This window comes from Methylobacterium sp. P5_C11 (assembly GCF_054049775.1).
In genome coordinates this window covers 85,640-101,320 of the sequence record NZ_JBFULS010000002.1, presented here as the reverse complement: position 1 = coordinate 101,320, position 15,681 = coordinate 85,640, and the positions used below count along the sequence as shown (strand labels likewise).

Sequence of the window (15,681 nt, the reverse complement as noted above, 5' to 3'; positions counted from 1 at the left end):
CGGGTCTCGCGATCTTAACCAGGGTTGCTCATAGGGCGGGAGCGTCAGGCCGTCGACCGTGCGCGCCGGCGCAAGGCGGTGGGCGCCCTGCGGGCGGTGGTGCCGCTCACGCCGCCCGCCCCCGGCGTCCCTCGACCAGCCACATGGCGAGCAGGGCGGCCGCCAGCGCCGCCAGGGCGGCGAGCCCCAGCGCCAGCGGATAGACCTCGACGCCGCGGATGTTGGCGCTGTCGCTGGGCCGGAACCCGATCCAGTCCGCCCCCGACAGGCGTCCGCCCCGCACGGTGGCGAGGCGCGGCACCTGCGTCGCGCCCCCGGCATCCGCGATGCGGCGGATCGAACCGCCCGAACCCTCGGCCACGGCCTTCAGGCGCTCGGTGTCGCTGAAGACGTCGGCGAGTTCGCGCGGATTGGCCGGGCCGACACTGACGAAGGCCACGAGGTTGCCCGAGCGCAGGGTGTGCAGCCCCAGCGTTTCGGCGTCGAACGTCGCGGTGAACAGGCCGGGCTCGCCGGGCTTCAGCGTCAGCGTCGTCACCTTGCCGGTGGGACCCGTGACGGTGACGGGCTCGGCCTGGTCCGCCATGGTCTGGCGCTCGACCCGGACCTCGCGGCCGCGGCCGGTGGTCTGGGCGCGCAGCGCCTCCTCCTCGAGGGCCGGCTCCTTCATGAGCCAGTGGCCGAGGCGGCGCAGGAGGTCGAGATAGGGGCCGCCCTCCTGGTAGCCCCGCGCCCAGAGCCAGGCGTGGTCGGACAGGAGCAGGGCGACGCGGCCTTTGTCCTCCCGCGACAGGGCGAGCAGCGGCAGCCCCTCGGCGCCCGACAGGATCGGCTGGATGCCGGCGCGGGTGCGCGCCTCCACGATGCGCAGCCAGTCGCCCCAGGCGGGCGGGTTCGCATCGGACCCCGGCAGGGCGCGGGTCACCGGGTGGCGCTGGCCGACCTGCGTCGGCGTCGCCTTATAGGGCTTCTCGACCACGCGCCCGTCCGGGTCGCCCGGCAGGATGCCGGCGAGCCGGGTGCGGGCGAGGCTCGCCGGCCCGGCGAATTCGGGGCCGGCCGCGATGAGGAGGGCGCCGCCCTCGCGCACGTAGCGGACGATGTTGTCGAAATAGGCCTGCGGCAGCACGCTCTGGTTGGCGTAGCGGTCGAAGATGATGAGGTCGAAATCCTTGATCTTCTGGACGAACAGCTCGCGGGTCGGGAAGGCGATCAGGGAGAGTTCCGAGATCGGCGTGCCGTCCTGCTTCTCCGGCGGGCGCAGGATGGTGAAGTGGACGAGGTCGACGTTGGCGTCCGACTTCAGCAGGTTGCGCCACGTCCGCTCGCCCTGGTGCGGCTCGCCGGAGACGAGGAGCACCCGGAGCTTCTCGCGGATGCCCTCGATCGGCAGAACCGCGCGGTTGTTCACCGTGGTGAGTTCGCCCGGCAGGGGCTCGACCTCGATCTCCACCACGTTTGGACCGCCATGCTCGATCCGGGTGGTCAACGCGAACGGCTTGTCGGTGGCGACGTCCCGCCGGCCGATCTCCTCGCCGTCGCGGCGCACGGTGACGACCGCGTGGCCGGTGCCGCCGCGTTCCATAACCTCGGCGCGGATCGTCAGGTCCTTGCCGACGATGCCGAATCGCGGCGCCTCCAGGAGCTTGATCTGCCGGTCGCGCTCGTCCAGATGGCCGGTGACCAGCACGTGCAGCGGGGCCTTGATCCCGAGCTGGGCCATCGCGCTCGGGATGTCGTGGACCACCCCGTCGGTGAGCATCACGACCCCGGCGAGCCGCTCCGGCGGCACGTCGGCCAGCGCCTGGCCGAGGGCAGTGAAGAGCTTGGTGCCGTCGTCCCCGTCCTTGGAATCGGGCACGTCGATGAAGCGGGGCTCGATGTTGGTCAGCGCGCCGAAGCGGCGCTGCAGCTCGGCGCGGACCGCGTCGGTCATCTGCGGCCGGTCTCCGAGCTGCTGGGAGCCGGACCGGTCGACCACGATGGCCGCCACGTCCTTCACGGGTTCGCGGTCCTCGCGCACCAGCGCGGGGTTGGTGAGCGCCGCCAGCACCAGGGCGAGGACGAGGACGCGCAGCAGCGCGGTCCGGCCCCGCGCCAGGACGGCGAACACCGCCAGCACGGCGACGATCACGCCTAAGGCGGCGAGGGCCGGCCACGGGAGGAGGGGTGTGAAGCTGAGGCTCAGCATGGGGCGGAGCACTCCGGATCCGTGAGGCGACGCCGCGCTTCGTTCCGGGCACCGCTCTGTTCACACGACGACTCGGACAAGCGCGACGTGCTCCCTCTCCCGTGCGGGAGAGGGTTGGGGTGAGGGATGAGAAGGTCCAGGATCGAGCACGCCGTCGATGTGCCGACAGCGCGCGCTATGGTCGGAGAGGTCTCACCCCTCACCCTGTCCCTCTCCCGCACGGGAGAGGGGACCCACGCCCTGTCCTGCTGCCGCATCGCCGCGCGCCCGCTTCGGATCTGCAGACGCGCAGAGGCGGGAGAGGATGCGGCCTCGCGCCGTGTGTCCGGACCCATCACTGCCCCAGCCGCTCCAGCAGCGCAGGCACGTGGACCTGATCCGCCTTGTAGTTGCCGGTGAGCGTGTACATCACGATGTTGACGCCCCCGCGGAAGGCCATCTCCCGCTGGCGCTGGTCGCCGCCGACCACCGGGTAGAGCGGCTCGCCGCCGCGCCCCACTGCCCAGGCGGCCGCGAGGTCGTTGCCCGTGATGATGATCGGACTCACCCCGTCGCCGGCCCGGGCCGGACGGCGCTCGGCACCCTCCGCGGCGGGGGGCAGGGCCTCCACCCAGGTCTGGCCGGTGGCGTAGCGGCCCGGGAAGCTGTCCACGAGGTAGAACGCCTTGGTCAGCACGTGGTCCAGGGGCACCGGCTCCAGTTCCGGCACCTCGAGCGTCGCGAGCATCTTCCGGAGATAGGCCCCCTCCGGTGAGGGCGGCCCCCCCGGCCGGGCGGTGAGCCCGTCGCGGGTGTCGAACAGGACCGTGCCGCCGTTGCGCATGAACGCGTCGATCTTGCGGATCGCGACGTCCGAGGGTTGCGGCCGGTTCGGTGCGATCGGCCAGTAGATCAGCGGGTAGAAGGCCAGCTCGTCCTTGGCCGGATCGATTCCGGCGGGCTCGCCCGGCTCCAGGGCGGTGCGCGCGGCGAGCATCTGGGTCAGGCCGGTCAGCCCGGTCCGGCTCGCCTCGTCGACCGCCGAATCGCCCGTGATCACGTAGGCGAGCCGGGTGACCAGCGCGGATTCGATTCCGTTCGGCCGGTTGGCTGGGGGCTCCTCGGCATGCGGCGACCGGACCGGCAGGGCAGCGACCAGCATGAGCCCTGCGACCGCCAGGATCGCCGGGCGTCCGCGCAGGCGGCTCGCCAATCCTCCGCGGCGCAGGAAGCCGCCGAGCCACAGGCCCGCCAGGGTGTCGAGGGCGAGCAGCAGCAGCGCCAGGGTGAACAGGGTCGGGCGCAGGTCGAGGGTCTCCGCCCCGGCGAGGGAGCCGAAGCGGGCGCCTTCGAGCGCCACGGTGTCCAGGGGCTTCAGACGGTCGTCCGGCTTCAGGGCGTTCACGCTGATGCCTCCGTCGGGAGGGCCGTAGAAGCCCGGGGGATGCTCGGGCGTCGCCCGGTCGGCGTAATCGGCCGACACCGCCGTGGCCGAGGGGGGGGGCGAGCCCAGGGCGCCGAAGCCGTCGAGGGTCACCCGCGGGGCGAGCACGGGGGCGGCGGCCCGCGGCGTGTCGCCCTGGACGGGCGCCGCGGCACCGGCCAGCCCCACGACACGCCGGAGCATGTCGATGAACAGGCCCGAGAGCGGCAGGTTCGACCACGTGGTGTCGGCGGTGACGTGGAACAGCACGATCGTGCCCTGCCCGCGCTTCTGCGCGGTGACGATCGGCGTGCCGTCCTGGAGCGACGCCCAGGTCCGGTTCGGCAGGTCGCCGTCCGGCTCGGCCAGGATCTGGCGGCGCACGCCGATATCGGCCGGCGGCGTCAGGCCGGCGAAGGGACTCTCGGGCGGGAAGGGCGCGATCGTCTTCGGGCTGTCCCAGGAGAGGGTGCCGCCGAGCGTCCGGCCGCCCCGGCGCAGCCGCACCGGAACGAGGGGATCGTTGCCGGCGGCGAGCCGCGGGCCGGCGAAGCGCAGGAGCATCCCGCCCTCCTTCACGAAGGCCTCGATCCGGGCGGTGGTCTTGTCGTCGAGGGCGCCGACGTCGGCGAGCACCAGGACCGAGACCTGGTTGTCGAGGAGCTGATTGATCGATTCCGCGATCCCCTTGGCGCCCCGCGGTTCCTGCACGTCGGCGAAGGGCTGGAGCGCCCGGGCGAGGTAGTAGGTCGGCGCCAGGAGGGGCTGTGCCTGATCGAGGGTGCCGCCGAAGACCAGGCCGACGCGACGGCGCTTGCCGCGCTCGTCCTGCAGCACCACGGCGCCCGCGGAACGCTCGCCCGCGATCTCCAGGCGGCTGATGCTGTTGCGCAGTTCCACCGGCATCTCGAAGGTGGCGTCCGCCTCGGTGGCGTCGGCCGCGAAGGCGAAGTCGCGTTCGGCGAGGGGCAGTCCCTTCTGGTCGAGGGCGCGGATCACCCCGGCATCGCGCCCGTTCGGCGCCGCCCGCAGGGCGTGGGTGACGAGCTTGCCGCCATTCTCGGTGGCGGTGAGCGCCAGGGCCGGTGGGCGGTCGGCCCGCAGGATCGTCAGCGCGGCGCCGCTGCCGCCGACGAGATCGGCCAATCCCTTGGTGAAGCGCGTGTCCTCGGCTCCGGCCACGCCGTCGCTGATCCAGACCAGTCCGGCGCCCCGGTTCTTGTCGAGGAAGGTTTCTATCGTCGCGAGATGCGAGTCGCGGGCGGGGAGGATAGGCCGCGGCGCCAGGGCGCGCAGGCGCTCCAGGGCGGCGGCGGGCGTCTTCGCCTCGAAGGCCGCGGGGGCGTCGGCCAGACCGATCACCGCCACCGGGCGGCCGTCGCGGGCGGCACCCTCGACGGCGTCGGTGGCGACGCGCAGCCGGTCGCGCCAGTCGTGGGCGGACGGGAAGCCGTTGTCGAGCAGCACGAGCAGGGCGCTGCGGCCGCCGCCGGCCCCGACGCCCCCGGCGTTCCACACCGGACCGGCCACCGCCAGGATCAGGGCGGCGGCGATCAGGAGACGCAGGATCAGCAGCCAGGGCGGCGTGCGCGCCGGGGTCTGCCGCTGCGGGATCAGGTCGGCCACGAGCTTCAGCGGCGGGAAGTTGATCCGCCGCGGGCGCGGCGGCGTCACCCGCAGCAGGAACCACAGGGCGGGCAGGCCGATCAGGGCGGCGAGCGCCAGCGGGGCGGCGAAGGTCAGACCCAGCATGGCGGCCTCACTCCGTGCCGCGGGCGGCGATGAGCGTGGCGAGCCGCAGGGCCGCCTCGCTCGCCGGCCGGTCCGTGCGGTGGATCGTCAGCGTCCAGCCCTGTCCGCGGGCGATGGCGGCGAGCGCCGCCCGGTGCTCGGCGATCCGGGCGCGATAGCGCGCGCCCCAGGCATCGGCGTCGCCGATATCGAGGCTGAGGCTGCCCTCGAGGTCGTGCAGCACGGCCTGCCCGGTGAACGGGAAGGTCTCCTCGATCGGGTCGACGATCATCAAAAGATGCCCGCGGCTGCCGCGGCCGGCGAGGCTCTGCACCGAGGCGGCGATCCGGTCGGGCTCGGCGAGGAAATCGCCGATCAGCACCACCTCGTCGAAGCGGGCCGGGCTCGCCCGGGGCGGCAGGTCCTGGGCGAGACCCGCCGCGTCGGCCACGAGGGCCTGCGCCAGCCGCTCGACGATTCCCCGGGATGCGCTGGCCCGGGTCAGCCCGAGAAGGCCGACTCGCTCGCCGCCCTCCACGAAGGCGTCGGCCAGCGCCAGCCCGAGGATCAGCGCGCGCTCGATCTTGGAGGCCGATGCCAGGTCCGAGGCGAAGCCCATGGAGGCCGAGCGGTCGATCCACAGCCAGATATTGTGGGCCGCCTCCCATTCGCGCTCGCGCACGTAGAGCCGGTCGTCCCGGGCCGAGCGGCGCCAGTCGACCCGGGCGGCGGCTTCGCCGGTGACGAAGGGACGGAACTGCCAGAAGCTCTCGCCCGGCCCGGCCCGCCGTCGGCCGTGAAGGCCGTGGGCCAGCAGGCTCGACACGCGCCGCGCCTCCAGGACGAGGCGGGGCATCTTGTCCGACAGGGCGGTCGCGCCCTCGCTTTCGCGCCGGCCGGGTACGCGCCTGCCCGCGTCGAGGATGTTCGTCGCGACCATCGTCAGCGCCGCCCGTCTGCACGGCTGCGCGCCGGCGATGGTTCGAACCTGCGCATGGTCTTCACGTCAGCCGGCATCCACCCAACTCGAAAATGCGTCCGGATCAGATCTTCTCCGCGAGCTTGGCGATCAGACCCTCGATGGTCTCCCCGTCGGCGCGGGCGGTGTAGCTCAGCGCCATCCGGTGCTTGAGCACCGGCTCGGCGAGCGCCTTCACGTCGGCCACTGAGGGCGCGACCCGGCCCTCGATCAGCGCCCGGGCGCGGGCGGCGAGGGTCAGCGCCTGGCTGGCCCGGGGACCGGGACCCCAGAGGAGCTTGTCCTTGACCAGGGCGTCCCCGCCATCCGGCCGGGCGGCGCGCACGAGGTCGAGGATCGCCTCGACCACGGCCTCGCCGACGGGGAGGCGGCGCACGAGGCGCTGGGCGGTCAGCAACTGCTCGGTGGACATCACGGCGCGGGGGCGCACCTCGTCGACGCCGGTGGTCTCGATCAGGATCCGGCGCTCGGCGGCGCGGTCGGGATAGCCGACGTCGATCTCCAGGAGGAACCGGTCGAGCTGCGCCTCCGGCAGCGGGTAGGTGCCCTCCTGCTCGATCGGGTTCTGCGTCGCCAGCACGTGGAACGGGCGCGGCAGGTCGTGACGGGCGCCGGCCACCGAGACGTGGCCCTCCTGCATGGCCTGGAGCAGAGCCGATTGGGTCCGCGGGCTCGCCCGGTTGATCTCGTCGGCCATCAGGAGCTGGGTGAAGACCGGCCCCTGCACGAACCGGAAGGCGCGGCGACGCTCGGCATCCTCCTCCAGGATCTCGGTGCCGAGGATGTCGGAGGGCATCAGGTCCGGGGTGAACTGCACGCGCCGCGCGTCGAGGCCCAGCACGGTGCCGAGCGTCTCCACGAGCTTGGTCTTGGCCAGCCCCGGCAGGCCGACCAGCAGGCCGTGGCCCCCCGCCAGGATCGTCACGAGGGCGAGATCGACGACCCTCTCCTGACCGAAGATCACCCCGTGGATCGCGTCTCGCGCCGCGCCGACGGCGGCGAGGCAGCTCTCCGCGGTCGCCACGATGCCGTCGTCGAGGGTCGTGGCCGGGCTGGTCCCCTGCGTCATGCCGATATCCATCTCCTGCGCGGATCCTCGAAAGGGCCTGCCGGTCAATCCTGCAAGTGTGGGGCGGATGATACCGGGCTGGCAAGGTCGGGATCGCCGCACGCTGTTCCCGGACGCTTTTCCCCCGGCGCTGCCGGGGTTTGCAGCCGCCGCTGTCCCAGACGGGAGCGGCAGGGTGGACCCCGGTCCGGGACGGAACGGCGCGCGGGCTGCGGGAGCGGCGTCCCGATCAGCGGGACCCCGCGCACCGGCGGTCGCAACGGGCAGTGTGGACCGGGCCTTCTTGGACCGGGCCTTGGCGCAGGCGGCCGACACCTTTAGGAAGGCGCCCAAGCCGGCGCAGTCCCGTCCGCGACCGTCGAGCCGGCCGAACCCCCTGATGTCTCTCGCGGATCGCGGCGTGGGCAGCGTTGCGGGCTTCCCGTCTATCCGGACCTGACCATGCGCCTTCGAGATGTGTTCGTTGCCGGATCGTCGGAGAAAGCCGGCCTCGCCGGAGCGGCGCAATCCCTCGCGCGCCCGCTGGCCCGCCGCTTCAAGCGGCGCCGCCACGGCGAACCTCGGCAGGCGGACCTCGTTCGTGCGGTCAAGGAATCCGGCCTGTTCGACCCGGCTTGGTACGCGCGGCGCTATCCCGACGTCGTCGGCGAGGGGCTCGATCCCGCGCTCCACTACGCGGTCCATGGCGGCCGCGAGGGGCGCTGGCCGCATCCGCTGTTCCACGGCGACCTCTACCTCGATTCCGTTCCGGGGCTGCGGGCCGAAGGCATCAATCCGCTGCTCCACTACGTCGACCGCGGCGCCGCGGCGGGCATCCGGCCCAACCCGCTGTTCGATCCGGACTGGTACGCCACGCGCTATCTCGGCGGCGCCGAGAACCGCGGCCGGGCGTTCTTCGATTTCCTGAGCCGGACCGACACCGACCCGTCGCCGCTGTTTGACACCGCCTGGTACCTGTCCCGCTACCCGGATGCCCGCGCCGCAGGCGGCAACGCCCTGAGCCACTTCTACGAGACCGGCCGGAAGCAGGGCTACCTGCGCAATCCGGAGGAATTCGCCGGCCTGTCCCGGCACGTCGACCTGATCCGCCGGTCGGGCCTGTTCGATCCCGAATTCTACCGCGGGCGCTGCCCGGAGGCGGAGACCAGCGGTCTCGAGCCACTGGAGCATTACGTGATGGCCGGCGGCTACCGCCGCTACGCCCCCCATCCGCTGTTCGATCCGGACTGGTACGCCGCGCAGGCCCCCGCGGTGCGGGCCGACAGTCTCAACCCCCTGGTCCACTACCTGGAACACGGCGCCGAAGAGGGGCTCGACCCCGGTCCCTGGTTCGACACGCGCTGGTACCGCGCGACATACCTCGCCGACGACGAGGCTGGGCTGAACCCGCTCGTCCACTACCTCACCGATGGCGGGCGCGGCACCAGCCCGTCGCCGCGCTTCGACGCCCCCTGGTATCTCGCCCGCTACCCGAAGGTGGCAGCCCTCGGCCTGAACCCGCTCATCGACTACGTCACCACCGGCCTGGAGGCGGGGCGCCTGACCCGCCGCGTTCCCGGCGCCGCGGTGCCGGAGGCCTCCGACGCGCGCCTGTCCTGCCTGAAGCGCACGCCCCGCCGGCACGGCCGCACGGCGCTGTTCATCACCCACTGCCCCGAAGGGCGGATCCGCGGCCATGTCGAGCCCTACCTGAAGGCCTTCGCGGAGAACGGCGCCGACATCGTCCTGATCATCGCCGCCGACCAGCAGAAGAACGCCGTGCCGCAGGCGATCCTGGATCTCTGCGCCTCCGTCTACCTGCGCGACAACCGCGGGTTCGATTTCGCGGCCTGGGCGCATGTCCTGCTGGAGGACACCGACCTCCTGGATTCCGACACCCTCTATCTCGCCAATGACAGCCTCGTCGGCCCCCTCGACCGGGACGACTTCGCCGGGCTGCTCGCCAAGATCGACGCCTTCCCGGAGGCGGTGATCGGGCTCGCCGACAACTTCTACTACAGCCACCATCTGCAGAGCTTCTTCCTGGCCCTGAAGAAGCGCTGCCTGTCGTCCTACGCGTTCAGCCAGTTCCTCCTGTCGGTGGCGAACTGGCCGGACAAGAATTCGGTGATCACCGAGTACGAGCTGACCTTCTCCGGGCGGATGCGCGCCGCCGGCCTCGGCATGCGCAGCCTGTTCTCGGCCCAGAACAAGCACATGTCGCTGGTCAACGACCCCCGCAACAACCGCACCCTGTTCGACTGGGAGAACATGCTCAGCCAGGGCTTCCCGTTCGTGAAGCGCTCGCTGCTGGGCGAGCACGCCGCGATCGGCGGGGCGGCGGTGCGGGAGGCGATTGCCGAGCGCGGCTTCGACCTCGACCGGCTCGACGTGACCTACACCTATCCGGGCGGGCGGATCTGGGCGGACCTGCGCAGGCCCCAGGCGCCGGAGCGCCCGCTGCGCGTCGCCTACGTCTCGCCGATGAACTACGCCAACGGCCTCGGCGTCGCGGCCCGCAGCTACGCCCGCGCCCTGCACCGCGCGCCCTTCGCACTGAACGTCCACCCGATGGAGCGGCCGTTCCACGTCCACGCCCGGGTCGCGCCCGCGTGGCAGGCCCGGACGTTCTCGGGGCCGGCGGATGTCGCCCTGGTGCATTTCAACGGCGACAGCTGGCACTCGCTGATGAGCGACCGGCAGCGGGCGATCGCCGCGGAGGCGCGGCTGAAGATCGGGCTGTTCGTCTGGGAGACCTCCCACGTGCCCGGCGGCTGGCTGCCGACCGTCGATGGCCTCGACGCGATCTGGGCGCCCACGGAGTTCTGCGCGGCGATCTTCCGGCAGATCACCGACATCCCGGTCGACGTCGTGCCCTACGTGGTCGAGAACGAGGCCGGCGAGCCGGTGAGCGCCGCCGCCAAGGCGAACCTGCGCAAGGCCTTCGCGATCGACCCGTCCAAGCGGGTGATCCTCTACGCCTTCGACGGCTCGAGCTACCTCGCCCGCAAGAACCCGCACGCGCTGATCCGTGCCTTCCGGGCGGCCGGGCTGGGGCAGGCGGGCTGGCAGCTCGTGCTCAAGACCAAGCACGTCTTCGACCTGCCGGAGGAGGGCAAGAAGCTCCTCGACCTCGTGGGCACGTCGGGCGACGTGGTGGTGATCGATCAGCCCTTGTCCCAGAACGAGCTCGGCGCGCTGTTCGACCTCTGCGCGGTCTACGCCTCGTCGCATTCCTCGGAGGGTTTCGGCCTGACGATCGCCGAGGCGATGGAGATGGGCAAGGTCGTGGTCGCCACCGATTACGGCGGCTGCCGCGACTTCCTCGACGCCACCTGCGGCTTCCCCGTCAAGGCGGAGGTCACGGCCCTCGACCAGACCTACGGCCCGTACCTGCGCGGCGCCGAGTGGGGACAGGTCGACGAGGCGGACCTCACCCGTGCCCTCAACGACGCGGCCCGGGCCGTGACCGGCGGCGACGCGGCCCGGATCGGCGCCGCCGCCCGGGCGCGGATCCGCGCGCGGCTGTCGATCGGCGCGGTGGCCTCCGCCATGGAGGCGAGCCTGACCCGCCTCCTGGCCGCCGAACGGTCCTGATTCCCCGGAGACCCGACCCGTGTTGAAGAAGAAGCCGGCTCCGGCCCCGTCGACCTCCTGGGGCACAATCGCCTGGCCGGACGCGATCCTGCCGCTGCCCCTCGACGCGCAGTTTCGCCCTGTCGACGAGCGTCGGCTCGCCCAGATTGCCGCCGGCCAGCTACCGGCCTGCCGGGCGATCTTCGTCGCCCCCGCGGCCTCCGAGCTGCGCCCCGACCTCGTGGCGCACCTGATGCGCGCGATGGCCGAGCGGCCCGATATCGGCATCTTCTACGGTGACGACGCCGTGGTGGATGGCGCCGGCCAGGTCCGCAGCGTCCACTGCAAGCCGGCCTTCAACCCGGCCCTGCTCATGGCCGATGACTATGTCGGCTTCCCGCTCCTCATCCGGGTCACGGCTCTGGCGAACCTGACGCCGGACTTTCCGCGGCGCCACGGGAGTGCCGCGTGGTTCCGGCTTCTGCTGGGCGCGGTCTCCGCAGGCATCGGGATCGACCGGATCCCGCAGACCCTGATCGCCTCGCCGCTGGAACGCCCGAAGGCGACGCGCACGGCCCGCGCCCACGCCCTCGACCGGTGGTTCGAGACGTCCGGCATGCCGCTACGCGCCGCCCCCGGGCTGACCGCGGACACGCTTGAGATCCGCAGGACCTTCGACGCGCGGCCAGCCGTGACCCTGGTCGTGCCGACCAACCAGAGCCGCCCGAAGGACGATCAGGGCCGCGCCGTCGAGGGCGCCAAGCCCCACGTGATCAACCTGCTCGATAGCCTCGGCCGCAGCACCTACCCGTCCGACAGGATCCGCGTGCTGATCGGCGACGACGTAGCCGACGACGCGATCTATCGCGGCCGCTCCGACCGCTTCGCCGTGACCCGCCTGCTGACGACCCGTGCTCCAGGCGAGCGGTTCAACTACGCGGCCAAGATGAACACCCTCTGGCGCGCGGCCGAGACCGACTGCGTCATCCTGATGAACGACGACCTCGTCGTGCGCCGGCCCGGCTGGATCGAGGCGCTCCTGACCTTCGCGCTGGATCGCGGCGTCGGCGGCGTCGGCGGCCGGCTGCTGTTCCCCACCGGCAGGATCCAGCATGCCGGCATGACCGGCGGCATCTTCGACGTGTTCGCCCACCCCTGGTACAACCGGGACGCGGCCGAGCCGACCTACGGCGACTGGGCTCTCGCGCAGCGCGACTGCTCGGCGGTGACCGGGGCGCTGTTCGCCACCCGCAAGGCGGTGCTGGAGGCCGTGAACGGCTTCGACGAGCGCTTCGCCCTCGACTTCAACGACGTCGACCTGTGCCTGAAGATGCGCCAGCTCGGCTACCGCATCGTCTACACGCCCTTCGCCGAGATGGCGCACCACGAGAGCGCTTCGCGGCAGACGAGCTTCGCCCCGGGCTCGCAGATCGCGCGCTTCCTGCGCCGGTGGCACGACGTCCTGGCCGAGGATCCCGCCTACAGCCCGCAGCTGCGCACCGACACCGACGTGGTCGCCCCGCGCGCCGACGCGACGCGGTGGATCACGGAGCGGCTTGCGAACGCGGCGGCGTAGCGCCGGCGGCCTGGAGACATCCTCCGCTCCGGCCTCATCCCGTCGCGGCCGGGGCGCAGGGAGGGCGTTGAACGGTCCCGGTCGCGAATGTTCGACCGCGCGTGGCGAACGCAGGCTTCGGGGGTTTGATTAACGAAATAAACTAAAGACCGTGGGTATATACTGAAATCGAATGGTTCAGGCCGCCGCGCGTTGAAGGAGGACGCGCGGATGATGCCGGCGCCGTTCGAAAGGCCCCCGTGGACCGCGCTCCGGAGCTGACCGTGAAGAAGTTCCTCGTCGCCGCGGCCCTCCTCCTGGCCGGCGCGGGTGTCCATGCGGAGATCCGGCTGCACGAGCAGGCGCGCCCGGTCGCCGGGACCGCGATCCGGCCCGGCTCCGCCGCCTTCAGCCCTTCACCGATCCCGGCGGAGTGGATCGTCGCGGGCAGCCCCGTCACCGAGGTCGCAACGGTGTCGGAGACCCATGACGGCAGCGCGCAGGTCTATCTCTGGCGCACCACGGCGAGCACCTTCCGCTGGACCCATGGCGCCGACGAGATCATCACGATCCTCGACGGCGAGGTCTTCATCACCGAGGCGGATGGCAAGCGGCATCACCTCACCCCGGGCGATGTGGCGCATTTCCCGGTCGGGTCCGTCCAGCTCTGGGACGTGCCCGGGAACCTCCTGAAGTCCGCAATCCTCAAGCATCGCAGCCCCACCCTGGTCGAAGCTTCGATGCGCTGGGTTCGCCGGGTCCGCGCGCTGGTCACGGGCTGAGAGCCACGACCGGTCGGGCGCGGCCGGCGACCTCAGGGGCAGCGCAGGGGGAGGCCGCGAACCCGCCGCGATGCCAAGCTGCCGCCTGGCTGCGTACGCGGCTCGGACCCGAGGCTCACAGCGCCTCCCCCCGCATCAGCCTCGGCCGCGACCCGCGCGCGGCCGAGGCTTCACCGATGAAGAAGCGCTTGAGCCCCGGCAGCCGGTCCACGAGGCCGAGGCCGAGGTCGCGGGCGAGCCGCAGAGGCAGGGCGTCGTTCGAGAACAGGCGATTCAATCCGTCGGTGGCCGCCGCCATGGCGAAGCTGTCGAACCGCCGTGCACGCTCGTAGGCGCGCAGGATGTCGGGACCGCCGGGATCGAGTCCGAGGCGCAGCGCGCCGGTCACGGCTTCAGCAAGCGCTGCGGCATCCGCGAGCCCGAGATTGAGACCCTGGCCGGCGATCGGGTGGATCACGTGGGCGGCGTCGCCGAGCAGGGCGAGGCGTTCGGCCCGGAAGGCCCGGGCGATGCCGAAGGACAGCGGATGCCGGCTCGGGCCGTGTTCCAGAACGAGGTCGCCCAGATCGAGGGTGAACCGCCGCTCGATCTCCCGGAGTACCTCGTCGGGCTCCCCGGAGAGCAGGGCCTCCGCCTCGTCCGCCCGCTCGGTCCAGACGATGGAGGAGCGATGCCCCAGCGCGCCCCCGTCCCGAAGGGGCAGGATCGCGAACGGGCCTGCGGGCAGGAAATGCTCGAAGGCGCGCCCCCCATGCGGCCGCGCGTGACCGATGGTCGCCACGATACCGACCTGCGGGTAGGACCAGCCGACCCAGCCGATCCGCGCCGCCTCGCGCAGCCGCGATCGCGCGCCGTCGGCGGCCACCAGCAGGTCGCCCCGCAAACTGTCGCCGGTCGTCAGCACCGCGTGGATCGCGGCGCCCGCCGGCGTCGCGCGCACCACGGCCGCGTCGACGAACGACACCCCCGCCGCGCGGCAGGCTTCGCCCAGGGCCTCGGCGAGGGGCTCGGCCTCGATCATGTGGGCGTAGGGCTCACCGTCGTCGCGGTCTTCCTCGTGCTCCCCCCCGAAGGTGAGGAAGACGGGCCGCACCGGATCGGCGAGGCGGCTGTCGCTGATCACCATCTGGACGATCGGCTCGGCCGCGCCGACGACACGCGTCCACAGGCCGAGCTGTCCCAGCATCCGCCGGCCGCCCGCCGCGAGGGCGTAGGCGCGGCCGCGATGCCGCCCGGGATCGGCCGCGCCCGGATCGATCACCGTCACGGCGAGCGCCGGGCCGTGGGCCTGTTTGAGGGCCAGCGCCAGGGCGAGGCTGGGGAGGCCGCCGCCGGCGATCAGGAGGCTGCGGCTGCCGGGTCGGGGCGTCTCGGCCGTCATGGCTCGGATCTCCGGTGTGGTTCGCGCGTGCGGGACGCGTGGATTGGTTCGTCTGAAAAGCCTATGTCGCACGCGGACAACGAACGGAAACCCCGCGGGTCATGACCGACGCCAACACCGACGCGATGACGGATGCCGTCGCCGAACTGATCGCCATCCTCGACCTGGAGCGCCTGGAGGTCGACCTGTTCCGGGGGCAGAATCCCAAGACCGGGTGGCGTCGGGTCTTCGGCGGGCAGGTGGTGGCGCAGGCCCTCGTCGCCGCGACCCGGACGGTTCCGGACGATCGCCCGGCCCACTCGCTGCACGCCTACTTCCTGCTGCCGGGCGATCCCCGGACGCCCATCGTCTACGAGGTGGAGCGCATCCGGGATGGGCGCAGCTTCACCACCCGCCGGGTGAAGGCGATCCAGCATGGTCGGGCGATCTTCGCCACGACAGTCTCCTATCAGGTCGTGGAGGACGGCCTCACGCACCAGCCCGCAATGCCGGAAGTGGCGGGGCCGGAGGGGCTCCTCGACGGCAAGGCCCTGGCATCGGCCGGCGGGACCGACATGCCGGAGGCCATCGCGGCCTATTTCGGACGGGAGCGCCCGATCGCGCTCCGTCCGGTCGACCTGAACCGCTATCTCCCCGCCGGAGCGGGCGGCCGCCCGCCCGAGCCGGTCTTCAATGTCTGGCTGCGAGCGGCTTCGGCGCTCCCGGACGACCCGGCACTGCACCGGGCCGTGCTGGCCTATGCCTCTGACATGACCCTGCTCGACGTCTCGCTGATCCCGCATGCGCGCTCGGTGTTCGATCCGACGATCCAGGCCGCGAGCCTCGACCATGCCCTCTGGTTCCATCGCCCCGTCCGGATCGACGACTGGCTCCTGTATGCGCAGGACAGTCCGGTCGCGGGGGGCGCCCGCGGTTTCGCCAGGGGTCAGATCTTCGACCGAAGCGGGAACCTCGTGGCCTCGGTCGCGCAGGAAGGGCTGATCCGCCCCGTCAGGGATTAAAGCGCGATCTCATCCGTGTGTTGCGAACTCGCAAC

General features: G+C 72.2%; 9 protein-coding genes. 4 read left to right on the top strand and 5 right to left on the bottom strand.

The genetic code is table 11. The annotated features are described in order from the left end of the window. Window positions 1-106: 106 nt before the first annotated feature. The 4 genes from ACXJKQ_RS02285 to ACXJKQ_RS02270 form a co-directional block, all read right to left on the bottom strand. Window positions 107-2,191 carry a hypothetical protein gene (locus ACXJKQ_RS02285; RefSeq protein ID WP_457104147.1) on the bottom strand — a complete coding sequence of 695 codons (2,085 nt, stop codon included), beginning with the start codon at window positions 2,189-2,191 and terminating at the stop codon, window positions 107-109. 334 nt (window positions 2,192-2,525) lie between these two features. Then, complete coding sequence (locus ACXJKQ_RS02280) at window positions 2,526-5,345, bottom strand: DUF4159 domain-containing protein (RefSeq protein ID WP_457104146.1); 2,820 nt, start codon at window positions 5,343-5,345, stop codon at window positions 2,526-2,528. 7 nt (window positions 5,346-5,352) lie between these two features. Further along, window positions 5,353-6,264 (bottom strand): DUF58 domain-containing protein, encoded by a 912-nt coding sequence (locus tag ACXJKQ_RS02275; protein WP_457104145.1) that lies wholly within the window; start codon window positions 6,262-6,264, stop codon window positions 5,353-5,355. A 103-nt stretch (window positions 6,265-6,367) separates the two neighbouring features. Next, complete coding sequence (locus tag ACXJKQ_RS02270) at window positions 6,368-7,372, bottom strand: AAA family ATPase (RefSeq protein WP_457104144.1); 1,005 nt, start codon at window positions 7,370-7,372, stop codon at window positions 6,368-6,370. Window positions 7,373-7,813: 441 nt separating this feature from the next. Here ACXJKQ_RS02270 and ACXJKQ_RS02265 point away from each other — a divergent pair, with 441 nt between their 5' ends. The 3 genes from ACXJKQ_RS02265 (at window position 7,814) to ACXJKQ_RS02255 (ending at window position 13,264) form a co-directional block, all read left to right on the top strand. Beyond that, window positions 7,814-10,948, top strand: a complete 3,135-nt coding sequence (locus ACXJKQ_RS02265) for a rhamnan synthesis F family protein (RefSeq protein WP_457104143.1) — start codon at window positions 7,814-7,816, stop codon at window positions 10,946-10,948. A 19-nt stretch (window positions 10,949-10,967) separates the two neighbouring features. Beyond that, window positions 10,968-12,503 carry a glycosyltransferase family 2 protein gene (locus tag ACXJKQ_RS02260; protein ID WP_457104142.1) on the top strand — a complete coding sequence of 512 codons (1,536 nt, stop codon included), beginning with the start codon at window positions 10,968-10,970 and terminating at the stop codon, window positions 12,501-12,503. Window positions 12,504-12,742: 239 nt separating this feature from the next. After that, the gene (locus ACXJKQ_RS02255; protein WP_457104141.1) at window positions 12,743-13,264 is read left to right on the top strand and encodes a cupin domain-containing protein; all 522 of its coding nucleotides are present in this window, start codon (window positions 12,743-12,745) and stop codon (window positions 13,262-13,264) included. Window positions 13,265-13,379: 115 nt separating this feature from the next. On the opposite strand, the gene ACXJKQ_RS02250 is transcribed toward ACXJKQ_RS02255, so the two are convergent. Then, entirely contained in the window at window positions 13,380-14,645 is a 1,266-nt protein-coding gene (locus ACXJKQ_RS02250; RefSeq protein WP_457104140.1) for an FAD-dependent monooxygenase, read from the bottom strand. A gap of 101 nt (window positions 14,646-14,746) precedes the next feature. On the opposite strand from ACXJKQ_RS02250, the gene tesB reads away from it, so the two are divergent. Next, on the top strand, window positions 14,747-15,646 hold the full coding sequence (tesB, locus tag ACXJKQ_RS02245) for an acyl-CoA thioesterase II (RefSeq protein WP_457104139.1): 900 nt from the start codon (window positions 14,747-14,749) through the stop codon (window positions 15,644-15,646). The last annotated feature ends 35 nt before the right edge of the window (window positions 15,647-15,681 follow it).

What these genes read in the sequence shown, in the direction of transcription:
- ACXJKQ_RS02280 (WP_457104146.1), bottom strand. Translation starts at nt 5,345, where the DNA reads ATGCTGGGTCTGACCTTCGCCGCCCCGCTGGCGCTCGCCGCCCTGATC.
- ACXJKQ_RS02285 (WP_457104147.1), bottom strand. Translation starts at nt 2,191, where the DNA reads ATGCTGAGCCTCAGCTTCACACCCCTCCTCCCGTGGCCGGCCCTCGCC.
- ACXJKQ_RS02270 (WP_457104144.1), bottom strand. Translation starts at nt 7,372, where the DNA reads ATGACGCAGGGGACCAGCCCGGCCACGACCCTCGACGACGGCATCGTG.
- ACXJKQ_RS02265 (WP_457104143.1), top strand. Translation starts at nt 7,814, where the DNA reads ATGCGCCTTCGAGATGTGTTCGTTGCCGGATCGTCGGAGAAAGCCGGC.
- ACXJKQ_RS02275 (WP_457104145.1), bottom strand. Translation starts at nt 6,264, where the DNA reads ATGGTCGCGACGAACATCCTCGACGCGGGCAGGCGCGTACCCGGCCGG.
- tesB (WP_457104139.1), top strand. Translation starts at nt 14,747, where the DNA reads ATGACCGACGCCAACACCGACGCGATGACGGATGCCGTCGCCGAACTG.
- ACXJKQ_RS02250 (WP_457104140.1), bottom strand. Translation starts at nt 14,645, where the DNA reads ATGACGGCCGAGACGCCCCGACCCGGCAGCCGCAGCCTCCTGATCGCC.